This is a genomic window from Streptomyces sp. NPDC058796 (genome assembly GCF_042745235.1).
Taxonomy (GTDB): Bacteria; Actinomycetota; Actinomycetes; order Streptomycetales; family Streptomycetaceae; genus Streptomyces.
Map to the genome: position 1 here is coordinate 16,796 of NZ_JBHYOP010000001.1, position 20,379 is coordinate 37,174.

The 20,379-nt window shown below is 72.7% G+C and carries 21 protein-coding genes; 7 read left to right on the plus strand and 14 right to left on the minus strand.

The window, feature by feature from the left end; translation table 11 throughout:
• Positions 1 to 69 precede the first annotated feature (69 nt).
• Positions 70 to 345 (minus strand): DUF397 domain-containing protein, encoded by a 276-nt coding sequence (locus tag ACFW47_RS00080; protein ID WP_386282499.1) that lies wholly within the window; start codon positions 343 to 345, stop codon positions 70 to 72.
• Positions 346 to 1,206, minus strand: a complete 861-nt coding sequence (locus ACFW47_RS00085) for a helix-turn-helix domain-containing protein (protein ID WP_386282501.1) — start codon at positions 1,204 to 1,206, stop codon at positions 346 to 348.
• A 223-nt stretch (positions 1,207 to 1,429) separates the two neighbouring features.
• Between ACFW47_RS00085 and ACFW47_RS00090 the strand changes: the two genes are divergently transcribed.
• From ACFW47_RS00090 to ACFW47_RS00100, 3 genes are all read left to right on the plus strand, one after another.
• Positions 1,430 to 2,071, plus strand: coding sequence for an ATP-binding protein (locus tag ACFW47_RS00090; protein ID WP_386282503.1), 642 nt, complete (start codon positions 1,430 to 1,432; stop codon positions 2,069 to 2,071).
• Entirely contained in the window at positions 2,062 to 2,502 is a 441-nt protein-coding gene (locus ACFW47_RS00095; RefSeq protein ID WP_386304128.1) for a hypothetical protein, read from the plus strand. The genes ACFW47_RS00090 and ACFW47_RS00095 overlap by 10 nt, the downstream gene beginning before the upstream one ends.
• 270 nt (positions 2,503 to 2,772) lie before the next feature.
• The gene (locus ACFW47_RS00100; RefSeq protein ID WP_386282932.1) at positions 2,773 to 4,638 is read left to right on the plus strand and encodes an ABC transporter ATP-binding protein; all 1,866 of its coding nucleotides are present in this window, start codon (positions 2,773 to 2,775) and stop codon (positions 4,636 to 4,638) included.
• A gap of 28 nt (positions 4,639 to 4,666) precedes the next feature.
• On the opposite strand, the gene ACFW47_RS00105 is transcribed toward ACFW47_RS00100, so the two are convergent.
• The 4 genes from ACFW47_RS00105 to ACFW47_RS00120 all read right to left on the minus strand — a co-directional run bounded on the left by ACFW47_RS00105 (position 4,667) and on the right by ACFW47_RS00120 (position 8,117).
• Positions 4,667 to 4,852: a hypothetical protein gene (locus ACFW47_RS00105; RefSeq protein WP_217245169.1), complete on the minus strand. Its 186-nt coding sequence runs from the start codon at positions 4,850 to 4,852 to the stop codon at positions 4,667 to 4,669.
• A 158-nt stretch (positions 4,853 to 5,010) separates the two neighbouring features.
• Positions 5,011 to 5,700, minus strand: a complete 690-nt coding sequence (locus ACFW47_RS00110; RefSeq protein WP_386282934.1) for a DUF899 domain-containing protein — start codon at positions 5,698 to 5,700, stop codon at positions 5,011 to 5,013.
• Between the two features lie 134 nt (positions 5,701 to 5,834).
• Positions 5,835 to 7,238 carry an amidohydrolase gene (locus ACFW47_RS00115; RefSeq protein ID WP_386304130.1) on the minus strand — a complete coding sequence of 468 codons (1,404 nt, stop codon included), beginning with the start codon at positions 7,236 to 7,238 and terminating at the stop codon, positions 5,835 to 5,837.
• Between the two features lie 93 nt (positions 7,239 to 7,331).
• The gene (locus ACFW47_RS00120) at positions 7,332 to 8,117 is read right to left on the minus strand and encodes a nucleotidyltransferase domain-containing protein (protein WP_386282507.1); all 786 of its coding nucleotides are present in this window, start codon (positions 8,115 to 8,117) and stop codon (positions 7,332 to 7,334) included.
• Positions 8,118 to 8,263: 146 nt separating this feature from the next.
• On the opposite strand from ACFW47_RS00120, the gene ACFW47_RS00125 reads away from it, so the two are divergent.
• Positions 8,264 to 8,677, plus strand: a complete 414-nt coding sequence (locus ACFW47_RS00125) for a RidA family protein (protein ID WP_386304133.1) — start codon at positions 8,264 to 8,266, stop codon at positions 8,675 to 8,677.
• Here the strand turns inward: ACFW47_RS00125 and pip are convergent.
• Together pip and ACFW47_RS00135 are read right to left on the minus strand one after the other, a co-directional pair.
• Positions 8,637 to 9,686 (minus strand): prolyl aminopeptidase, encoded by a 1,050-nt coding sequence (gene pip, locus ACFW47_RS00130; RefSeq protein ID WP_386282511.1) that lies wholly within the window; start codon positions 9,684 to 9,686, stop codon positions 8,637 to 8,639. The two genes, ACFW47_RS00125 and pip, sit on opposite strands and share 41 nt — an antisense overlap.
• Positions 9,687 to 9,727: 41 nt before the next feature.
• A complete protein-coding gene (locus ACFW47_RS00135; RefSeq protein ID WP_386282513.1) occupies positions 9,728 to 10,441 on the minus strand; it encodes a uracil-DNA glycosylase in 714 nt (237 codons plus the stop codon).
• Between the two features lie 142 nt (positions 10,442 to 10,583).
• On the opposite strand from ACFW47_RS00135, the gene ACFW47_RS00140 reads away from it, so the two are divergent.
• Positions 10,584 to 11,129: an RNA-binding S4 domain-containing protein gene (locus ACFW47_RS00140; protein WP_386282515.1), complete on the plus strand. Its 546-nt coding sequence runs from the start codon at positions 10,584 to 10,586 to the stop codon at positions 11,127 to 11,129.
• A 31-nt stretch (positions 11,130 to 11,160) separates the two neighbouring features.
• On the opposite strand, the gene ACFW47_RS00145 is transcribed toward ACFW47_RS00140, so the two are convergent.
• The 6 genes from ACFW47_RS00145 to rpsA form a co-directional block, all read right to left on the minus strand.
• Positions 11,161 to 11,622 (minus strand): DoxX family protein, encoded by a 462-nt coding sequence (locus tag ACFW47_RS00145; RefSeq protein ID WP_386282517.1) that lies wholly within the window; start codon positions 11,620 to 11,622, stop codon positions 11,161 to 11,163.
• A 63-nt stretch (positions 11,623 to 11,685) separates the two neighbouring features.
• The gene (locus ACFW47_RS00150) at positions 11,686 to 12,381 is read right to left on the minus strand and encodes a class I SAM-dependent methyltransferase (protein WP_386282520.1); all 696 of its coding nucleotides are present in this window, start codon (positions 12,379 to 12,381) and stop codon (positions 11,686 to 11,688) included.
• A 132-nt stretch (positions 12,382 to 12,513) separates the two neighbouring features.
• Positions 12,514 to 12,894 carry a tetratricopeptide repeat protein gene (locus ACFW47_RS00155; protein ID WP_217245152.1) on the minus strand — a complete coding sequence of 127 codons (381 nt, stop codon included), beginning with the start codon at positions 12,892 to 12,894 and terminating at the stop codon, positions 12,514 to 12,516.
• A 50-nt stretch (positions 12,895 to 12,944) separates the two neighbouring features.
• On the minus strand, positions 12,945 to 13,571 hold the full coding sequence (coaE, locus tag ACFW47_RS00160; protein ID WP_386304135.1) for a dephospho-CoA kinase: 627 nt from the start codon (positions 13,569 to 13,571) through the stop codon (positions 12,945 to 12,947).
• Positions 13,572 to 13,616: 45 nt separating this feature from the next.
• Positions 13,617 to 14,555, minus strand: a complete 939-nt coding sequence (locus ACFW47_RS00165; RefSeq protein ID WP_386304137.1) for a PAC2 family protein — start codon at positions 14,553 to 14,555, stop codon at positions 13,617 to 13,619.
• Positions 14,556 to 14,724: 169 nt separating this feature from the next.
• Positions 14,725 to 16,233 carry a 30S ribosomal protein S1 gene (gene rpsA, locus ACFW47_RS00170; RefSeq protein WP_127894270.1) on the minus strand — a complete coding sequence of 503 codons (1,509 nt, stop codon included), beginning with the start codon at positions 16,231 to 16,233 and terminating at the stop codon, positions 14,725 to 14,727.
• 313 nt (positions 16,234 to 16,546) lie between these two features.
• On the opposite strand from rpsA, the gene ACFW47_RS00175 reads away from it, so the two are divergent.
• On the plus strand, positions 16,547 to 17,440 hold the full coding sequence (locus tag ACFW47_RS00175; RefSeq protein ID WP_386304138.1) for a class I SAM-dependent methyltransferase: 894 nt from the start codon (positions 16,547 to 16,549) through the stop codon (positions 17,438 to 17,440).
• A 61-nt stretch (positions 17,441 to 17,501) separates the two neighbouring features.
• Entirely contained in the window at positions 17,502 to 20,375 is a 2,874-nt protein-coding gene (locus tag ACFW47_RS00180; RefSeq protein ID WP_386304141.1) for an ATP-dependent RNA helicase, read from the plus strand.
• Positions 20,376 to 20,379: the final 4 nt, after the last annotated feature.

A 20,379-nucleotide genomic window follows, 5' to 3' on the forward strand; every position in this document is an offset into this window, starting at 1 on the left:
GTCGAGTTTTCCCTTGAGTCCTGCTGGACCAGTACAACCAGTTTTAGAACAAGCATCAACAGAGCACGTTCAGGACAGCAGGAAGTCCGCCTCTCCCGCCTTCGCTCCCTCGATGAAGGCCGTCATCTCGTCGGAGGTGTAGATCAGCGCGGGGCCGTCGGGGTCGGTGGACTGCCGTACGGCGATCCGGCCGTCGGCGAGCTTCATCGCCTCCAGGCAGTTCCCTCCGTTGCCGCCGCTCCACGGCTTGTGCCAGCCCTCACTGCCCAGCTCACGGGCGGGCATGCCGTTGTAGATCCGCTGACTGCGGTTGCGTGGCGAGCGCTGGGGTTTGATGTGACTCATTCACAGCTCCTTGCGGAGGTCCCGGAGGATCTCCTTCGTGCGGTGTGCCGTGGCGGCCTGCGCCGCCATGCGGTCCATGACCTCGAGGTGGGTCGCCACCTCCGCGCGCGCGTCGAGGTAGACGGCGCCGGTCAGGTACTCGCTGTAGACCATGTCCGGCAGCTCCGGCATGGCGAATCGGAAGAGGACGAAAGGGCCGTACGTGCCCGGGTGCGGTCCGTTGGAGAACGGGGCGACCTGCAGCGTCACATTGGGCAGCTCCGTCGCCTCGAGCAGTCTGTCGATCTGTGCCCGCATCACCTCCGGCCCGCCGACGGGGCGGCGCAGCGTCGTCTCGTCCATCACGGCCCAGAACCTGGGTGCGTCCTTGCGGGTGAGCAGTTCCTGGCGCCGCATGCGCAGGTCGACGTGGCGTTCGATGTCGTCGGGCCTGGTCTGCCCGATCGCCCCGGAGCGGAGCACACCGCGCGCGTAGTCCTCGGTCTGCAGCACCCCGGGGACGAAGTGGGGCTCGTAGGAGCGGATCAGGGAGGCTGCGCCCTCCAGGCTGACGTACATCGAGAACCAGCCCGGCAGGATGTCGTGGAAGCGCTGCCACCATCCGGGTTTGTTGGCGTCCTCGGCCAGCTTGACGAAGGCGTCGGCCTCCTCGTCGCCGATGCCGTAGGCCTTCAGCAGGAGCTGGAGGTACGGGATCTTGAGGGCCACCTCGGCCATCTCCATCCGGCGTACCGTGGCAGGGGCGACGCGCAGGACGCGGGCGGCTTCCTCACGCTTGAGACCGGCGCGTTCGCGCAGGTCCAGCAGGCGCCGGCCGAGGACGACCTGGCCGACCGTCGGCGCCGACCGGGGCTCGCTCACCGCCCACCTCCTGAAGATCCCGAAGAGCCCGTTGCGTCTTTGTGCGCACAGCCCGGCGGCGCCATTCGAAGACCTTTTCGAAAGCCCGGGCAGACCTTCGGTGACCTGAAGTGGCGCCGCTCGACGTGCTGTTGCGAGCAGTGTGCCACGGCCTTGCAGACCGTCACACCGCACTCTGCATTTTTCAGAGTGACACTTGCCAAGTGTTCACGACGGGGCGATAGTGGCAAGCGTGATTCCGTCCGCGCCCTTAGGAACAGAGGCCACCGCGGGCTCCCTGGGCCTCGCCGCCACCGTGGGAGCCGGCCCTTCGGGGGCCGCCGCCGCCGAGCGCCGGTTCCGGTTCGAGCTGGCCGCACATCCGGGCTCGCCCGCGCAGGCCAGACGCCTGACACGCGCCCGGCTGAACGGCTGGTCGGTGTGCGAGGACACCTGCGACACCGCGGCCCTGGTCGTCTCCGAGCTGGTCACCAACGCGATCGTGCACACCGCTAGCCGGCACATAGTGTGCGAGCTGCACGACGGTGCCGACCTGGTGCGCATAGCCGTACGTGACGAGGGATGCGCCCCCGGTCAGCCACACCCGCAGGCCGGCCGGCAGCCCGAGGACGAGCACGGCCGGGGCCTGCTCCTCGTCGACGCCCTGTGCGACGCGTGGGGCGCCCACGAGCACGGGCCCGGGCTGCTGGTCTGGGCGGAGCTGCCGCGCAAGGCCGACGGCCCGCGCGACCCGGCGGAGCCCCACAACGACCTGGGCTGGGGCGCCCGCCCCAAGCCCGGCCCGGCCGACGGCACGGGCGACGACGGCGAGGCGGAGGGGCACCACCCACAGGCCCGCCGCGGAACGGGGACCGCATGGCTGTGAGGGCTGCGTCCGGCATCCGGCCACTCGGCCTCGACACACTGGTCCGCCTCCAGCGGCGGCTGGACGCCCCCGGGACGCCCCGGCGGCTGCTCGTACCGGACGGGATGACGGCCCCACTGGGCTGCGACGCGGTGGCGGTGCCCGCCCGTTTCGGTCCCCTGGTGATGCCCCGGCTGCCGCGCGTGGGATGCGTCTACGCCGACGACGCGCACTGGTGGTGGATCGTCCCGTCCGACTCCGACTACGCCCTGGAGTGGCCCGCCCCCGCCCGGTACGCCACCGGCGCGGTCGTCCCCGACTCGCCGGACGCCCCCGGCCTCATCCACCGGCCGGACGGAACGGTTCCGTACACCCCGCCCATCCCGCTGTACCTGGCGCTGTGCCGGCTGACGAACACGACGCCGACCTGGTCGCGTCCGGTGAGCGCGTAACGCTGCCGCGCGCTGGGCACGCTTCTGAGCCCTGCCCCACTCCCCCGGACCACCCCCGCACGCCCCCTTCCGGCGCGCCGCGGCCGGGAGTGCGCCCGCGCGCTCCTGGCTCCCCCCGCCCGCGCCCTGCCCGCAGGCACCCCCGCCCCGCGATAGTGGCCGTCCGTCCACGATCGGGGGAGGCAGACGGTGCGCAGGAAGGGCGGCACGGAAGCGGCCGGGGTGTCGGAGTCGGAGCGGCTGCTCTTCGGCGGCCCGCTGCGCTACGACATGGGCTGGAACCAGCACGCGGACGCGTTCTTGGAGCTGGGCTTCCGGGCGATGCTGACCAGGCTGCCGTCCCTGCTGGCGTCCAGCCTGCGGCTCGCCCGGCAGGCGGACCCGCAGGCCGCGCGGACGGTACTGGCGGCCGAGACGGGCCGGGGTGTGGCGCAGGCGGTGAGTCTGCTCGCGGTCAACAGCGTGCTGGCCGGGCTGATGGCCGACGGCCCGATCGAGGAGCGGCTGCGCGGGGCCGCCCCGGCGCTGATCACGGTGGCCGTGGTGATGCTGGTCGCGGCGTTGCTGCGGGCGGCGTCGACGTACGCGACCGGGCGGCTGGAGCCCAAGGTGGAACGGGTGGCCACCGAGCGGTACCTGGAGCGGGCGGCGGCCGTGGAGCTGGCCGCGATCGAGGACCACGCCTTCCACAAGCTGCTGGACACCGCCCAGTACGGAGCCGCCTCCGCGCGACGCATGATCTCGTACGGCACGCGCGTGATGAACGCGATGATCTCGCTGATCGCGGCGGCGGGCGTGCTGACCGTGCTGCACCCGGTCCTGCTGCCGCTGCTGGTCACGATGACGCTGCCGAGCGCCTGGAGCGCGCTGACCCTCGCCCGCCGCCGGTACGAGTCCTTCCACGCCTGGGTGCAGCACGAGCGGGCGGGCCGGCTGCTGGCGAGTCTCCTCATCGAACCGGCCGCCGCCCCCGAGATCCGGGTGCACGGAGTCGGTCCCTTCCTGCTGCGCCACTTCCGCGCCATGTCGGAGACCGCCGAGGCGGAGCAGGCGCGGCTGGCCCGGCTGGCGGCCCGTACGGGGCTGATCGCGGCGGCGTGGACGGGACTGGCGACGGCGGCGACGTACGCGACGCTCGGCGGACTGCTGCTGGGCGGCGCGATGGCCCTGTCGGTGGCGGGCACGGCCGTGATCGCGATCCGCACCGGCTCGCAGAGCCTCGGCACCCTGGTCGTGGAGGTCAACGCGCTCCACGAGGAGGCCCTGTTCGTCGGCGACCTGGAACGGCTGCACGTGGAGGCGGCCGGCCGGGCCATCCCGGTGGGCGGCGCCGCACTGCCCGAGGACCCGAAGGAGATCCGCTTCGAGAACGTCACGTTCCGCTATCCGGGCGACGCGGCCCGCCCGGCCCTCGACGACGTGACGCTCTCCCTGCCGCTGGGCCGCATCGTGGCGCTCGTCGGGGAGAACGGCTCGGGCAAGACGACCCTCGTCAAACTGCTGGCCGGGCTGTACACGCCGGACTCGGGCCGCATCACGTGGGACGGCGTCGACGTGGCGACTGCGGACCGGCACGCGCTCGCCGAGCGGGTGGCGATGGTGGCGCAGGACTTCAAACGGTGGCCGTTCACCGCGCGGGTGAATGTCGCGGTGGGCCGCTCCTCCGTGCCGCTGGGCGAGGACCGCGTGGCCGCGGCGGTCGCCGAGGCCGGGGCCGAGGAGGTGGTCGCCGACCTGCCGCGCGGCCTGGACACCCTGCTGGCCCGGAACTTCAGCGGCGGCCACGAGCTGTCCGGCGGTCAGTGGCAGCGGGTCGGGATCGCGCGGGCGGCGTACCGGCAGGGCAGCATCCTCATCGTGGACGAGCCGACGGCGGCCCTGGACGCACGGGCCGAGCTGGAGGTCTTCGAGAAGATCCGCGCCCTGGCAGGCGGCGGGCAGACGGTTGTGCTGATCACCCACCGGCTGGCGTCCGTGCGCCACGCCGACCTCGTCCACGTGCTCGACCAGGGCCGGCTCGTGGAGTCAGGGACACCGGACGAGCTGCTGGCCGCCGGCGGGGTATACGCGGAGCTGTACTCACTGCAGGCGGAACAGTTCACCAGCCGGCCGGTGCCCGCTCCGAGGGCCGGCTGACTGGGACCCCCTGTCTCACGGCCGCGCGTCAGGCAGCCGCGCCACCCACGGCGTCGCCGCCGCGAACGATGACCAGGAACATGTCCGTGGCGAGATCCATGACGACCTCGGCGGGCAGCCCCTCCAGACGCCGTGCCTGCGCGAACTCCTCCGCCGGCCATGATCCTCGCGGTCCACCGGCGGGAAAGCGCTCAAGCACCGTTCGCCCGTTCACCACCCTGCACCTCCATGTCGCGCTGTACTCGTAGAGTTAAACGCCAACCATGGAGCGGAAGCCTCGCGTGGTGATGGTACTGAGACATAGTTGACACTCGTTCACCGCAAAGTGTGAGCGGCACCTCATCCATATGACTCGGGTCGCTACCGTGCGTGTCAGTTCTCGTACTCGTCGTGGTACCGGACGCCTTCGCTTCCCGCGGGCGTCCCGAGAGCCGACGCACGCCCCTCGGGCTTCTCCCACTGCTCCCGCCGGCCGAGCGCGGTCAGGTCCAGCAGGCTGGTGGTCGAGCCGAGCCCGTCGAGACCCCGCTCGTACGTCGAGTAGGTGTGGAAGACCCGCTCGCGGTCCCGCAGGAAGCAGCTGACCCCCGGCCGCTCGACGAGCTCGCCCTCGTGCTCCAGGGTCACCTCGAAGTCGGTGTTGAAGTCGCAGACGTACGACGAGTACCAGGGCAGGGTCCAGCCCATCCGCGCCTTGAACGGCAGGATCTTCGGGTACGGCGCCCGGGAGACGGCCGCGAACGACGTACCGCGGGCCCGCAGGTGCGCGAGGTGCCCGATCTGGTCCAGGAAGGCGGAGCAGCTGCGGCAGCCGGCGTCCCACTCCGGAGCGAACATGAAGTGGTAGACGACGAGCTGGTCGCGGCCCTCGAAGAGGTCGAGCAGTGTGGCCTTGCCGTCGCCGCCCTCGAACACGTACTCCTTGTCGACCTCCACCATGGGCAGCCCGCGCCGCTCGGCGTTGAGCGCGTCACGCGCGCGCGTGGCCGCCTTCTCCTTGACCAGTAAGGCCTCGCGCGCCGCGCGCCAGTCCGCGCGGTCGACGATCTCGGGCAGCGACATGGGCTCCAGCTCCTCCTGTGCGGCATGCGACAGTCCGTCGGGGTGGTGACCGCCGCGCGGAGCGGAACTCATCGCTGCCCGGCGACATTTTTCTCGCGGCAGCACCGGTAAGCGTCTGACCTGGCCCTTCGGTTTCAGGTGTCGTACTCCTGGATACGGCGGCCGTGGCCGCGGTCGGTCAGCGCGGGCAGCCGCTCCCCCAGTTCTCGCACCACCGCGTGGACGTCCAGGGTCAGCAGCTCGCGGTCCCGCATGAGGACGCGCCCGTCGACGATCGTGGTGCGCACGTCGGCGGAGCGCGCGCTGTGCACGAGGGTGGCGGCGAGATCGTGCACGGGCTGGGTGTGCGGACCGGTGAGGTCGACGAGGACGAGGTCGGCCCGCCGCCCCGGCGCGATGCGTCCGACGCTGTCACCGAGCCCGACCGCGCGGGCGCTCTGCAGCGTGGCGTGGTGCAGGGCCTGGCGGGAGGTGAGCCAGCGGGGGTCGCCCTCGGTGGACTTCTGGACGAGGGACGTCAGTGCCATCGACTCCCACACGTCCAGGGAGTTGTTGGAGGCGGCGCCGTCCGTGGCGAGTCCGACCGGGACGCCGATGTCACGCAGGGCGCGTACGGGGGTGGTGGTGGGCCAGGCGAACTTCAGGTAGCCGCGCGGCGCGGTGGCCACGGCCGTACGGCCGCTCGCGCGGGCCAGGCGCGGGAGGTCGTCCTCGGTGATGCCGGTGCCGTGGGCGATGAGCACGTCGGTGTCCAGGATGCCGGTGCGCTCCAGGACGCCGATCGGGGTGGCGCCGTGCCGGGCGAGGCTGGTGTCGGTCTGGTCGCGGTTCTCGGCGGCGTGCAGGTGCACGGGCAGGCCGTGGTCGCGGGCGAGGCCGGCGGTGGCCGCGAGGTCGGCGCCGGTCACGGTGTAGGGAGCGTGCGGGGCGAGGGCGGTCGTGATCCGCCCGTCGGCCCAGCCCCGGTGCCGCAGCGCGAACTCCAGCGAACTCTCCCGGCCCCGGGGGCCCTGCGAGGAGAAGTACGCCTGCCCCAGCAGCGCCCGCATCCCGCACTCGGCGACCACCGCGGCGACGGCGTCCATGGCGAAGTAGTGGTCCGCGAACGTCGTCACTCCCGCCCGGATCATCTCGGCGCAGGCGAGCCGGGCGCCCAGTTCCACGTCCCGCTCGGCGAGGTTGGACTCGACCGGCCAGACGACGTCGTTGAACCACTCGTCGGTGGGCAGGTCCTCGGCGAGGCCGCGCAGGGCGACCATCGGCGCGTGCGTGTGGCAGTTGATCAGCCCGGGGAGGGCGGCCTGCCCGCGGGCGTCGATCCGCTCGGCGGCGGGCAGGCCGTCCACCGCGGCGGCGGTGGTCACGGAGTCGATCACTCCGTCCCGTACGACGACGGCCGCGTCCTCCTCGAAGCCGATCCGTTCCCGGTCGTCGTGGACGAGGACGGTGCATCCGGTGACGACCAGGTCGGCGGGCGTCTCGCGGAGACGCTTCTCATGGGGCTGCCGGGCGGGCTTCTCATGGGAAGGAGACGTCATCACGCCAACGTACGGGAACGGCCCGTCCGGCCGCGCCGCGTGGCGAGTTCGTCCGTCGGCCCGGCGAGCGGTCCGCCGGCGCCGGCACGGCGGTCAGCCTCTGCGGGCCGACTCGACGGTGGCGTGCAGGAGTTCCTCGGCGTCCGTGATCGTCCGTTCCAGGGCCCCGGGATCCGGTGTCAGGTTCGCCAGAAGCCCGTCGATCCCGTCCGGCCCGTCCAGCCCCGCCCGCCGGACCATGCCCTTCTCGTTGGTGACCCACTCCCCGCGTGCCGCGAGCACCGCGTGTGCCGTCTGAGTGGTGGCCAGGGCGATCGCGCCGGCGACCTGGGTGAGGGAACCTTTGGGGGCGTGGCCCGCCTTGGCGTAGGCGAGGGTGGCGGCGGCCGCACCGTGCCAGCGGTCGGGGGCGGTGGTCCGGAGGGCCTCGGGGTAGGCGGGGCGGGGCAGTTCACCGCGCAGCACCTCGTTGAGAGCCAGTTCCGCGACCACGAGGTACGTCGGGATGCCGGCGAGGTGGAACATCAGCGGCTCGATGCCGAAGCGTCCCGCCTCCGCCTCCGCCGTCTCGTGCTCGACCGCGCCGAGATCACGGTAGTGCAGGTCGACCCGGCGCTCGTCGATCGTCAGCCACGCGCCGCCGTTGAAGACGCCGCCGCCCCAGGCGCCGATCTCGGACACCTCGCCGGCCCAGCCGAGGGCGCGGACGTCGTCCGGGTCGAAGGCGCCCCGGTAGTAGACCGCCAGGTCCCAGTCGCTGCCGGGCCCGTGGGTGCCCTGGGCCCGGGAGCCGCCCAGGGTGACCGCCCGGACGGCGGGCAGGGCGGCGAGCCGGTCGGCGGTCGTGTCGAGGAAGACCTGGTCCGTGAGGGAGGGCACTGCGGAGGGCTCCTGTGGCGGGGGGCGGCGCGGACGTCGGCAGCCTAGGTGCCCGGGACGCCGGGCACGAGGGAAATTCGGATGCGGTGGGGTGTGGGGGGAGCGGACGATCGGGGGACTGCCCGTTTCGCCTCCTTGGAGCCCACATGATTCGGCGCGTCACCGTGCCCGGCCTGTTCCCGCCGCCCGCCTACTCCCACGCCTCCGTCGTCGAGGCCGGGACGAAGATCGCCTTCCTCGCCGGGTCCGTTCCGCTCGACGCCGAAGGGAGGCTGGTCGGTGAGGGTGATCCGGTCCGGCAGGCGGAGCAGGTGATCGCGAATCTCACGGAGCAGCTGCGCGCCGTGGGCAGCGAGCCGGCCCACGTCCTGTCGACCGACGTGTACGTCGTGAGCACCGAGACCGCCGCGCTGTCCGCCGTGTGGGAGGTCGTCGAGGCGTCCGGGCTCAGTACCGGACCGCATTCCTCGACATTGCTCGGGGTCGGCTGCCTCGGATACCCGGGGCAGCTCGTGGAGATCACGGCAACGGCGGTCGTGCCGGAACGGACGGGTCCGTGAGCCAGGGGGAAGGGCCGGCCGGCCAGGCCCCGCCGCGGGCGTACTTGTCGGTCGCCGCCCGCAGCGCCTCGTCACCGACCGCTCCGGCGTCGTGTCCGGCCTCGTCCACGACCACCAGCTCACTGTCCGGCCAGGCGTGGTGGAGCCTCCAGACGATGCCGAGGAGGTTGCCGAAGTCCAGGCTGCCCTGCACCAGAGTGCCCGGGATGCCCTTCAGCAGGTGCGCGTCCCTCAGAACCACTCCCTCGTCGCCGCCGCCCTGGCTCTCGCCCTCGCCCTCGCCGAGGAAGTGGTCGTTGCCCCAGTAGTGCGTGACGGTGCGGGCGAAGCCCCTGCGGAACTCCGGATCCCGGAACCGGACGACCGAGCCGGGCGGTGCCGGGATGATCGCCGTCTCCCAGTCCGTCCAGGCACGCGCGGCCCGGTCGCGCACCGCGGCCTCGGGCGACTCCAGCAGGCGGTTGTAAGCGGCGGCCAGGTTACCGTCGCGGTCCTTGGGGGGCAGCTCGGCGAGGAACCGTTCGTGGGCGTCGGGGAAGATCTTGCCCAAGCCACGCGTCAGCAGGTCCACCTCGGCACGGGAACCGGTCGCGACCCCGGTCAGCACCAGCTCGGACACCACCCCGGGGTGCGTCTGCGCGTACCGCAGACCCAGCACCGATCCCCACGACACACCCCACACCAGCCACCGTTCGATGCCCAGGTGCGCGCGCAGCCGCTCCAGGTCGGCCATGAGATGGGCGGTCGTGTTGACGCTCATGTCGGTGTCGTACGCGCTCGCGCGGGGCAGCGACCGTCCGGCGCCGCGCTGGTCGAGCAGGACGATCCGGTAGGCGGCGGGGTCGAAGTACCGCCTGAGGTTCGGACTGGTCCGGCTCCCCGGTCCTCCGTGCAGAACCAGCGCGGGCTTGCCGTGCGGGTTCCCGCTGGTCTCCCAGTAGACGTGGTTGCCGTCGCCCACGTCGAGCATGCCGTGGTCGTACGGTTCGATCACCGGATAGAGGCCCATCGGAGCACCGTAGCCCGGCCGACCGGAACCACTCATCCCCTTTACCGGGCGGTCAGCCCTGCCGTCCGGGCCGCCGTGCGCAGCACCTCCCGGAGCATCTCGGGGGTGAGCCGGCCGGTGAACGTGTTGCGCTGGCTGACGTGGAAGCAGCCGAAGAGGTGCAGGGCCGGCCCGTCGGCGGCGGCCAGTGCGACGTGCCCGCCGTGTGCGAAGGCGGGGCGTGGCCGGGGCACGGTCCAGCCGGACTCGGCGAACGCCGGCAGCGCGGCTTGCCAGCCGAAGGCGCCGAGCACGACCACGGCCCGCAGCGTCGGCCGCAGCAGTCCCAGCTCCTGGACGAGCCAGGAACGGCAGGTGTCCCGCTCGGTGGGGGTGGGCTTGTTGGCGGGCGGGGCGCAGTGCACCGGCGAGGTGATGCGCACTCCGTAGAGCTCCAGGCCGTCGTCGGCGGCGACCGCGGTGGGCTGTGAGGCGAGGCCCACGTCGTACAGCGCCTGGTACAGCACGTCGCCGGAGCGGTCACCGGTGAACATCCGGCCGGTGCGGTTGCCGCCGTGGGCCGCGGGGGCTAGGCCGATGATCAGCAGCCGCGCGTCCGGCGGGCCGAAGCCCGGCACCGGTCGGCCCCAGTAGGTCCAGTCGGCGAAGGCCGCCCGTTTGGTACGGGCCACCTCCTCCCGCCAGTCGACCAGCCGTGGACAAGCCCGGCACCCGGCGATCCGCCGGTCGAGTACGGAGAGGCCGCTGGTGTCCATGCCTCCACCGTAGGTGCAACCCGTCCCGGAGGGACTTGCCGCCGCGACGCCGGGGCACGGGGGTGCCGGGACAACGGGGTGGTGGCGGACCGCCCGGGAAATGGCGGCCCGTCCCGCCGGGGCGGGCGGCTAAAGTCGAGGCATGGCTTCCGAGCATGACGAGGGCAGGAACGGCGGGGCGGCCGGAACCGGCACGGGCGACGACGGTGCCACCGCGTCCCGGACCCCGGACCCGAAGACCGCCGCCGCGATCGCCGCCGCCGAGGCGGCCGGGCCGCAGAGCGGCGAGAGCGTCCGCGTGGACAGCTGGATCTGGGCCGTCCGTCTCATCAAGACCCGCTCCCTCGGCGCGACCGCCTGCCGAGGCGGTCATGTCCGGGTGAACGGCGAGCGTGTGAAGCCCGCGTACTCGCTGCGCGTCGGGGACGAGGTCCGCCTGCGCCACGAGGGCAGGGAACGTGTCGTCGTCGTGAAGCGGCTGATCCGCAAGCGTGTCGGTGCACCGGTCGCCGCCCAGTGCTACATCGACAACTCCCCTCCGCCCCCGCCCCGCGAGGCCGTCGCCCCGGCCGGCATCCGCGACCGGGGCGCCGGCCGGCCGACCAAGCGCGACCGCCGCGAGCTGGAACGGCTGCGTGGGCTGGAGAGCCTGAACCGCGCCCGCAAGGATGCCCAGGCCAGGCCCTGAGAGCGTGCAGCCACACGTGTGCCCTGCCGGTTCAGGCCCGCCGTGTCCGTACCCGACGGAGAAGGTCCTCGTTGTGCCCCCGGCGGACCCAGGCGATGATCAGGAGCGGCACCATGAGGATGACGGGTGTCGCGGCGTTGACTCCGCCGAAGTAGGTGAGCTGGACGACGAACGCGCCGACCATCAGAGCGCCGAGGGCCGCCGCGGCCACCGACTGCAGTACGGGGATCAGCAGGGCGATCGCGCCGGACAGTTCGAGCACTCCGATGGTGAACATACCCGCGTTGCCCCAGCCCATCTCGGCGAAGCTTTCGGCCGCCGAGGAGTGCGCGATCAGCTTGGGCAGGGCACTCGCCACGGCGAAGAAGACCGCGAGGAGCACCTGCACCACACGCAGGACGATCCGGGCGCCCCGCCCTCGATCCGGTGCGGCGGAAGCCGCCGGGGCCGCGGCGGGGGTGGTGGGGACGGTGGAGGCGACGGGCTGAGACATGGGCTCTCCTGGTGAGCGGTCCGTGATGCTGCCGGGGATGCAGACCGCCCGTCGGCCCCGAACTCATCGCCCGCCTCTCCGTGATGTGGGCACCGCCCTCACCCACGTCCCGTCGTCGGTCAGAGGGCGGTCCGCGCGCAGCCCCGCCTCTGACAGCGCCTCCTCGAACTGCGCATCGGTCAGCGGCCGGGCCCGGAATGTCTGCGTCCAGACGGCGTCCGGGAACTCGTACTCCGCGCGTACCGAGTTGACGCCGTCCCCGACCGGCTGCGACGACACGATCCGTACCGTGAAGCCGCTGGGATCGACCCGCACACGCGGCAGGTCGGTGTGGTAGTCCGCGCCCTCCCGCTGGATCAGCACACAGCCGTCCGGCCCGACGTGCCGTGCACAGGTGCCCAGCAGGCCCCGCCTCACCTGGCTGTCGCCGGCGTGCACGAGGAACGACGCCAGCAGCACCGCCTCGAAGCGCTCGCCCAGGTCCAGGTCCTCGATCGGGCTGCATATCGTCCGGGCCCCGCGCACACGCTCCAGCATCTCGGCGGACTCGTCCACCGCGGTGACGTCGAACCCCCGCTCCAGCAGTGGGTGGGTCATGCGCCCGACCCCGCTGCCCAGCTCCAGGATGCGGGCGCCCTCGGGGACGGCCGCGGCGACGATGTCCGGCTCGGCTCCGACGGGCAGCCGCGCATAGAGCTCGACCGCGCAGCCGTCCGGGGTGATCGCCCCCGGCCCCGTCCCCTGGTGTCCCTCTCGCATGCTCAGTTCCATGCCCGTCCAACGGCCCATCCCCGCACAGCCGTTCCCACTCGGCACCTATTCACCCGACCGAGTGAACGCGTGCGATCGCACCCGGCCCGTCGGCCCCGCTCGCCCCGTCTCCGCGGCCCGTCAGGACTCGAAGCGTGCCTGCTGCAGGTACTCCGGGTTCGGGTCCAGTGCCGCCGCCAGCCGGAAGTGGCGCCGTGCCTGTTCGCCGCACCCCCGGCGTTCGTAGGTGCGGGCGAGGGCGAAGTGGGCGAAGGCGTTGTCCGGTTCGCGCTCCAGGACGATGGTGAACTCCAGCTCGGCCGGTCTCAGCTGGGCGGCCGCGAAGAAGGCACGCGCGCGCAGCAGCCGCGCGGCCGTGTTCTCGGGATGGGCGCCGATGACTCCGTCGAGCAGTTTCACCGCGCCCCGCGGGTCCCGCGCAGCGAGCAGTTGCTCGGCCGCGCGGAAGTCGATGACATCCGTCTCGGGCGTACGTCCGGTCGATCCGCTGGTGTCGGGCACGGCAGAAGTCCTTCCCTTGCTGGAAGGGATCAACGCCCGTGTGCGTGCCGCTATTCCTGGCCCCGGGGCGACCGGCGCGGCTCGTGCGCCCTGCGGGTCAGCTCGGCCCACACTTCGTCCACGCGGCTGCGCAGCCGGTCCAGCGTGACGTCGTTGTCGATGACCAGGTCGGCGATCTCCCGGCGCTGCTCGCGCGTCGCCTGGGCGGCCATGCGGGCCCGCGCGTCCTGTTCGGTCATGCCCCGCAGCCGTACCAGCCGGTCGAGCTGGGTGGCGGGGGCGGCGTCGACGACGACCACGACGTCGTACAGCGGGGCCATGCCGTTCTCGGTGAGCAGGGGCACGTCGTGAACGACGACGGCGTCGTCGGCGGCGTCCTCCTCCAGGGCCCGGGAGCGGTCGCCGACCAGGGGGTGCACGATCGAGTTCAGCGTGGCCAGCCTCTCCGGGTCCGCGAACACGATCGAGCCGAGTTTCGGGCGGTCCAGGCCGCCGTCCTCGGCCAGCACCTCCTCGCCGAAGGCCGCCACGACCGCGGCGAGCCCCGGGGTGCCCGGGGCGACGATCTCGCGTGCGATCCGGTCCGCGTCGATCAGCACGGCACCGTGCTCGACGAGCAGCCGCGACACCTCGCTCTTGCCGGCGCCGATTCCGCCGGTCAGGCCCACCTTCAGCATGTGCGGAAGCTTAGGGCCTGCCCGTGGCGGCCCAGCCGCGGGGCCTCAGTTGTCGCCCTCCCGCTCCGCCAGGAACCGTTCGAACTCGCGGCCGATCTCGTCCGCCGAGGGAATCTCGACGGGCTCGGCGAGCATGTTGCCGCGCGTCTCGGCGCCTGCGGCGGCGTCGTACTGGTGCTCCAGGCCCTGGACGAGGGCGGTGAGCTCCTCGTCGCCCTCCTGGATCTGCCGGTCGATCTCGGTCTGGGTGCGGTGGGCCCGCGTGCGCAGGGAGTGCGCGATGCCCGGCAGCACCAGGCCCGTCGCCGCGGTGATCGTCTCCAGGACGGTCAGCGCCGCGTCGGGGTACGGGGAGCGGGCGATGTAGTGCGGAACGTGCGCGGCGACGCCCAGCACCTCGTGGCCGGCCTGCATGAGGCGGTACTCGACGAGTGCCTCGGCGCTTCCGGGGACCTGCGCCTCCTCGAAGGGGCTGGGGTGGCCCGGGACAAGGTCGGTGCGGGTGCCGTGCGGGGTGATGCCGACGGGGCGGGTGTGCGGGACACCCATGGGGATGCCGTGAAAGTTGACCGACAGGCGGACGCCGAGCCGCTCCACGATCTGACTCACGGCCGCGGCGAAGCGCTCCCACTCCACGTCCGGCTCGGGGCCCGAGAGCAGCAGGAACGGCGCTCCGGTGGCGTCCTGGACGAGCCGCACCTCAAGGGTGGGCTCCTCGTAGTCCGTCCAGGTGTCCCGCTTGAAGGTCAGCAGCGGCCGGCGCGCCCGGTAGTCCACGAGCCGGTCGTGGTCGAAGCGGGCGACGACCTGGTGGGGCAGCGAGTCGAGCACCTGGTCGACGATCTGGTCGCCGGTCTCACCGGCGTCGATGTATCCGTCGAAGTGGTAGAGCATGACCAGTCCGGCCGACTCCTGGGCGAGTGCCATGTCGACGACGGCCAGGCCCTTCGGCTCCCATGCGTACAAACCCTGCGGATCAAGCACAGTGACCGCTCCCCTCCTCGTGTTCGTACGTCATAACGTCCGCACGGGGGCCGGCATTCCCGACGGAGCGGGGTCTGATCGTGCCGGCGTGCGGGGACGGCTGAGGGGCCGCACCTCGAAAGGTACGGCCCCTCAGTCAACGGCTAGGCCTCAGCGGCCTCCGCCTGCGTTAGCTCTGGCCGCCGGCCAGCTTCTCGCGCAGGGCGGCCAGCGCCTCGTCCGACGCCAGGGCGCCGGAGTTGTCGCCACCCTCGGAGGAGTAGGAGCCACCGCCACCGCCACCGGACGCGGCCTGGGCCGCACCCGCGGTGTCGACACCCTCGGCAGCGGCCTTCTCGTCCGCCTCGCGGGACTTGATGACCTGCGCCTGGTGCTGCTCGAAGCGCTGCTGCGCCTCGGCGTACTGGGTCTCCCACGCCTCGCGCTGGGTCTCGTAGCCCTCGAGCCAGTCGTTGGTCTCGGGGTCGAAGCCCTCGGGGTAGATGTAGTTGCCCTGGTCGTCGTAGGACGCCGCCATGCCGTACAGGGTCGGGTCGAACTCGACCGTCGACGGGTCGGCGCCGAAGGCCTCGTTGGCCTGCTTCAGCGAGAGGCTGATGCGACGGCGCTCGAGGTCGATGTCGATGACCTTGACGAAGATCTCGTCGTTGACCTGGACGACCTGCTCCGGGATCTCCACGTGGCGCTCGGCCAGCTCGGAGATGTGGACCAGACCCTCGATGCCCTCGTCCACGCGGACGAACGCACCGAACGGCACCAGCTTCGTGACCTTGCCGGGCACGACCTGGCCGATCTGGTGGGTGCGGGCGAACTGCTGCCACGGGTCTTCCTGGGTCGCCTTCAGCGACAGGGAGACACGCTCGCGGTCCATGTCCACGTCGAGGACCTCGACGGTGACTTCCTGGCCGACCTCGACGACCTCGGACGGGTGGTCGATGTGCTTCCAGGAGAGCTCGGAGACGTGGACCAGACCGTCGACGCCACCCAGGTCCACGAAGGCACCGAAGTTGACGATCGAGGAGACGACGCCGGACCGCACCTGACCCTTCTGGAGGGTGGTGAGGAAGGTCTGGCGGACCTCGGACTGGGTCTGCTCCAGCCAGGCACGGCGGGACAGGACCACGTTGTTGCGGTTCTTGTCCAGCTCGATGATCTTCGCCTCGAGCTCCTTGCCCACGTAGGGCTGGAGGTCGCGGACACGGCGCATCTCGACCAGGGAGGCCGGAAGGAAGCCGCGGAGGCCGATGTCGAGGATGAGACCACCCTTGACGACCTCGATGACGGTACCGGTGACGATGCCGTCCTCTTCCTTGATCTTCTCGATGGTGCCCCAGGCACGCTCGTACTGGGCGCGCTTCTTCGAGAGGATCAGGCGGCCTTCCTTGTCCTCCTTCTGAAGGACCAGGGCCTCGATCTCGTCGCCGACGGCAACGACCTCGTTGGGGTCGACGTCGTGCTTGATCGAGAGCTCGCGGCTCGGGATGACACCTTCGGTCTTGTAACCGATGTCGAGCAGGACCTCGTCCCGGTCGACCTTCACGATGACGCCGTCGACGATGTCGCCGTCGTTGAAGTACTTGATCGTCTCGTCGATCGCGGCGAGGAAGGCTTCCTCGTTACCGATGTCGTTGACCGCTACCTGCGGGGTGGTGGCGGTGGTCTCGGTGCTGCTCGTCATGTGGGAAAGGGCTCCGGTACGGACATTGAGTCGTAGGTACTGCTTACGCCGGGAGCCCGTTTCGCTCTGCAGAAGCCGGACAGCCAAGTAAGCGCCACCGAAAACCGCTGGTGACGCCTCGAGAACCGAGGGGACATACAACAGATGCGAGCGCGACCTGCTACGTCTGAGGTGCGCAGGCCCGCAGCGCAACTTGTAGCATACGGGGGCAGCCGGGCAGGGTCAATGCGCGAAGGCGCACACCCGGGGCGGATCACCGCATTCCCGGCACAATTGCCGTCCCCCGGGGCCACACTGGCGCCTTGGGCGGGCCTTGCGACACGCGGGGCCGGCGGCGCGGAAGAGCCCGCAGACTAGTACGAGGGAGCCGGTCATCCAAGAGCCCGTAGCGTCCGAGGCCGAATCCGACGGACCCGCCGAGCCCGAGGCCACCCGGCGTGCCGCCGGTGTCACGGAGAGCGCCCGCGCCAACCGCGGCTGGTGGGACCGCAACGCGGACGAGTACCAGGTCGAGCACGGCACGTTCCTCGGTGACGACCGCTTCGTGTGGTGCCCCGAAGGTCTGGACGAGGTGGAGGCCGAGCTGCTCGGCCCGCCGGAGGAGCTGAAGGGCAAGGACGTCCTGGAGATCGGCGCCGGCGCCGCCCAGTGCTCGCGCTGGCTGACCGCCCAGGGCGCCCGTCCGGTGGCGCTGGACCTCTCGCACCGCCAGCTCCAGCACGCGCTGCGCATCGGCTCGTCCTTCCCCCTGGTGTGCGCGGACGCGGCGGTGCTGCCCTTCGCGGACGGCTCCTTCGACCTGGCCTGCTCGGCGTACGGGGCGCTGCCCTTCGTCGCCGATCCGCGGCTGGTGCTGCGGGAGGTGCGCCGGGTGCTGCGGCCGGGGGGCCGCTTCGTCTTCTCGGTGACGCACCCGCTGCGCTGGGCGTTCCCGGACGAGCCGGGCCCCGAGGGGCTGTCGGTGTCCGCCTCGTACTTCGACCGCACGCCGTACGTCGAGCAGGACGACGAGGGCCGCGCGGTGTACGTCGAACACCACCGGACGCTCGGCGACCGGGTGCGGGACGTGGTGACATCGGGGTTCCGGCTGGTGGACCTCGTCGAACCGGAGTGGCCCGGCTGGAACACCTCCGAGTGGGGCGGCTGGTCGCCGCTGCGCGGACATCTGATCCCCGGGACGGCGATCTTCGTCTGCGAGCGGGACTGAGTCACCGTCGTCGGGCACGCGCGCGTGGGAGACGGTTTCGCCGGCGTACGACACTGGGGACGTGATCCGTTACGACGCCCTGGACGCGCTGCCCGTACGCGGTGCCCTGCCCGCCTTGCACGACGCCCTGGAGGGGCACGGCACCGCGGTGCTGGTCGCGCCGCCCGGCACCGGCAAGACGACACTGGTGCCGCTCGCGCTGGCGGGATTGCTGGGTGAGGGTCCCGCGCGGCGCGTGGTGGTGGCCGAGCCGCGACGGATCGCGGCGCGGGCGGCGGCACGGCGGATGGCGTGGCTGCTGGGTGAGAAGCCCGGCGGGAGCGTCGGGTACACCGTGCGCGGCGAGCGGGTCGTCGGGCGCCACGCGCGCGTGGAGGTCGTCACGACCGGCGTGCTGCTGCAGCGGCTCCAGCGGGACCAGGAGCTGACGGGCGTCGACGTGGTGGTGCTCGACGAGTGCCACGAGCGGCATCTGGACGCGGACACGACGGCGGCGTTCCTGTGGGACGTGCGGCAGGCGCTGCGGCCGGAGCTGCGGCTGGTGGCCGCCTCCGCGACGACCGACGCGGAGGGCTGGGCGCGCCTGCTGGGCGACGCGCCGGTCGTCGAGGCGCGGGGCGTGTCGTACCCCGTGGAGGTGGTGTGGGCGCCACCGGTCCGCCCGGTACGGCCGCCGCACGGCATGCGGGTGGACCCGGCGCTGCTCGCGCATGTGGCTTCGGTGGTGCGCCGGGCGCTGGCCGAGCGGGCCGGGGACGTGCTGTGTTTCCTGCCCGGGGTCGGTGAGATCGCCCGGGTCGCCGGACGGCTGACGGGTCTCGGGGACGTCGACGTGCTGCAGGTGCACGGGCGGGCGCCGGCGGCCGTGCAGGACGCGGTACTGATTCCCGGGGCACGACGCCGGGTGGTGCTGGCGACCTCGGTGGCCGAGTCGTCGCTGACGGTTCCGGGGGTGCGGGTGGTCGTGGACGCGGGGTTGGCCCGGGAGCCGCGGGTGGACCACGCGCGGGGGCTGAGCGCGCTGACGACCGTACGGGCCTCGCGTGCCGCCGGGCGGCAGCGGGCGGGGCGGGCCGGGCGGGAGGCTCCGGGCACGGTGTACCGCTGCTGGGCGGAGGCCGAGGACGCCCGTCTGCCGCGCTTCCCGGCGCCGGAGATCAAGGTGGCCGACCTGACGGCGTTCGCGCTGCAGGCGGCCTGCTGGGGCGACCCGGACGCATCCGGGCTGGCGCTGCTCGATCCGCCGCCGGGCGGTGCGATGGAGGCGGCCCGGTCGGTCCTGACGGCGGTGGGCGCGGTGGACTCCACCGGCCGCGCCACCGGGCGGGGAGCACGACTGGCCCGCCTCGGGCTGCATCCCCGGCTGGGGCGGGCGTTGCTCGACGCGGAAGCCGCGGGGGCGGAAGCGGGGGCGTCCAGGATGCCTCGCCCCTCGCTGGCCGGCACGGCGGCGAACACCGGCACGAGCACAGACACCGGCACGAGCGCCGGCGCCGGCGCGGGGGCCGGAACGAAGTCCGGCACCGGCACGGGCCCCGGTACCGGCTCGGACTCCGGCACAAGGCTCGACGCGGGCACACGCACCGGCTCGGCTTCCAGCACGGGCACGGGCACCGGCGCACGTACCGGCACCAGCCCCGGCACCGAAGGCGTGGGCGCCCACGGTGCGCGTGGGTCGGGTGAGGGCACGCGGGTGGGGCGGGGCTCGGACGCCCCCGGGAGTCAGGGGCCCGGCCCCGTCGTTTCGGGGGTCCGCGGATCGGAGGTGGTGGCCGAGGTCGTGGCCCTGCTCAGTGAGGAGCCCCCGCGGGAGTACGGGGACGATCTGGTGGCCGCGTTGCGCGCCGCCCGGCGCGGGGGTGACGCGTACGGGGCACGGTGGCGGAGCGAGGTCCGACGGCTGCGGGCCGCCGGGCGGGACTCCGGTCGGGACTCCGGGCCCGGCATGGCCGTGGACGTCACCGACGACGGTGTCGCCGGGCTGGTGACCGCGCTGGCGTTCCCGGAGCGCGTGGCCAGGAAGGACGGCGGTTCGTACCTCATGGTGTCCGGCACCCGGGCCGAACTGCCGGAGACGTCGGCGCTGGGCGGGGCCCCCTGGATCGCCGTGGCCGTGGCCGACCGGCCCGTGGGGAAGGGCCACGCGCGCGTACGGCTCGGCGCGGCCGTCGACGAGGCGACGGCCCGGTTGGCCGCCGGGGCGCTGCTGGAGGAGCGGGACGAGGTCCACTGGGCCGGCGGCGATGTCGTGGCGCGGCGGGTCGAACGGCTCGGGGCGGTGGAGCTCACGGCACGGCCGCTCGCCGCCCCCGACCCCTCCCTCGTACGGAGTGCGCTGCTGGAGGGGCTGCGACGGGAGGGACTCGGCTTGCTGCGTTGGCCGGCCGACGCGGAGGCGCTGCGGCAGCGGCTCGCCTTCTTGCGGCGGCGGCTCGGCGATCCCTGGCCGGACGTCTCGGACGACGCGCTCCACGAGCGCGTGGACGAGTGGCTGGAGCCCGAGCTGAGCCGGGCCCGGCGACGGGCCGACCTGACACGGATCGACGCCGGTCAAGCACTGGCGCGGCTGCTGCCCTGGGCCTCGGGCGAGGCGGCGCGGCTCGACGAGCTGGCTCCGGAGCGGATCACCGTCCCCAGCGGGTCCAGGATCCGGGTCGACTACGGCGACCCCGCGCAGCCGGTCCTCGCGGTGAAGTTGCAGGAGATGTTCGGGCTGCAGCACTCGCCCGAGGTCGCCGGGGTGCCGCTCCTCGTCCATCTCCTCTCCCCCGCCGGCCGCCCTGCCGCGGTCACCGCCGATCTGGCCTCCTTCTGGAAGGACGGCTACAAGGGCGTACGGGCGGAGCTGCGCGGCCGCTACCCGAAGCATCCGTGGCCCGAGGACCCGGCCACGGCGGAGCCGACTCGGCACACCAAGGCCCGGCTCGCGAAGTGAGTGG

Coding starts and splice junctions, on each gene's coding strand:
- ACFW47_RS00080 (WP_386282499.1), bottom strand. CDS start 345: ATGAGTCACATCAAACCCCAGCGCTCGCCACGCAACCGCAGTCAGCGG.
- ACFW47_RS00095 (WP_386304128.1), top strand. CDS start 2,062: ATGGCTGTGAGGGCTGCGTCCGGCATCCGGCCACTCGGCCTCGACACA.
- ACFW47_RS00100 (WP_386282932.1), top strand. CDS start 2,773: ATGGGCTGGAACCAGCACGCGGACGCGTTCTTGGAGCTGGGCTTCCGG.
- ACFW47_RS00110 (WP_386282934.1), bottom strand. CDS start 5,700: ATGTCGCTGCCCGAGATCGTCGACCGCGCGGACTGGCGCGCGGCGCGC.
- ACFW47_RS00115 (WP_386304130.1), bottom strand. CDS start 7,238: ATGACGTCTCCTTCCCATGAGAAGCCCGCCCGGCAGCCCCATGAGAAG.
- ACFW47_RS00125 (WP_386304133.1), top strand. CDS start 8,264: ATGATTCGGCGCGTCACCGTGCCCGGCCTGTTCCCGCCGCCCGCCTAC.
- pip (WP_386282511.1), bottom strand. CDS start 9,686: ATGGGCCTCTATCCGGTGATCGAACCGTACGACCACGGCATGCTCGAC.
- ACFW47_RS00135 (WP_386282513.1), bottom strand. CDS start 10,441: ATGGACACCAGCGGCCTCTCCGTACTCGACCGGCGGATCGCCGGGTGC.
- ACFW47_RS00140 (WP_386282515.1), top strand. CDS start 10,584: ATGGCTTCCGAGCATGACGAGGGCAGGAACGGCGGGGCGGCCGGAACC.
- ACFW47_RS00145 (WP_386282517.1), bottom strand. CDS start 11,622: ATGTCTCAGCCCGTCGCCTCCACCGTCCCCACCACCCCCGCCGCGGCC.
- ACFW47_RS00150 (WP_386282520.1), bottom strand. CDS start 12,381: ATGCGAGAGGGACACCAGGGGACGGGGCCGGGGGCGATCACCCCGGAC.
- coaE (WP_386304135.1), bottom strand. CDS start 13,571: ATGCTGAAGGTGGGCCTGACCGGCGGAATCGGCGCCGGCAAGAGCGAG.
- rpsA (WP_127894270.1), bottom strand. CDS start 16,233: ATGACGAGCAGCACCGAGACCACCGCCACCACCCCGCAGGTAGCGGTC.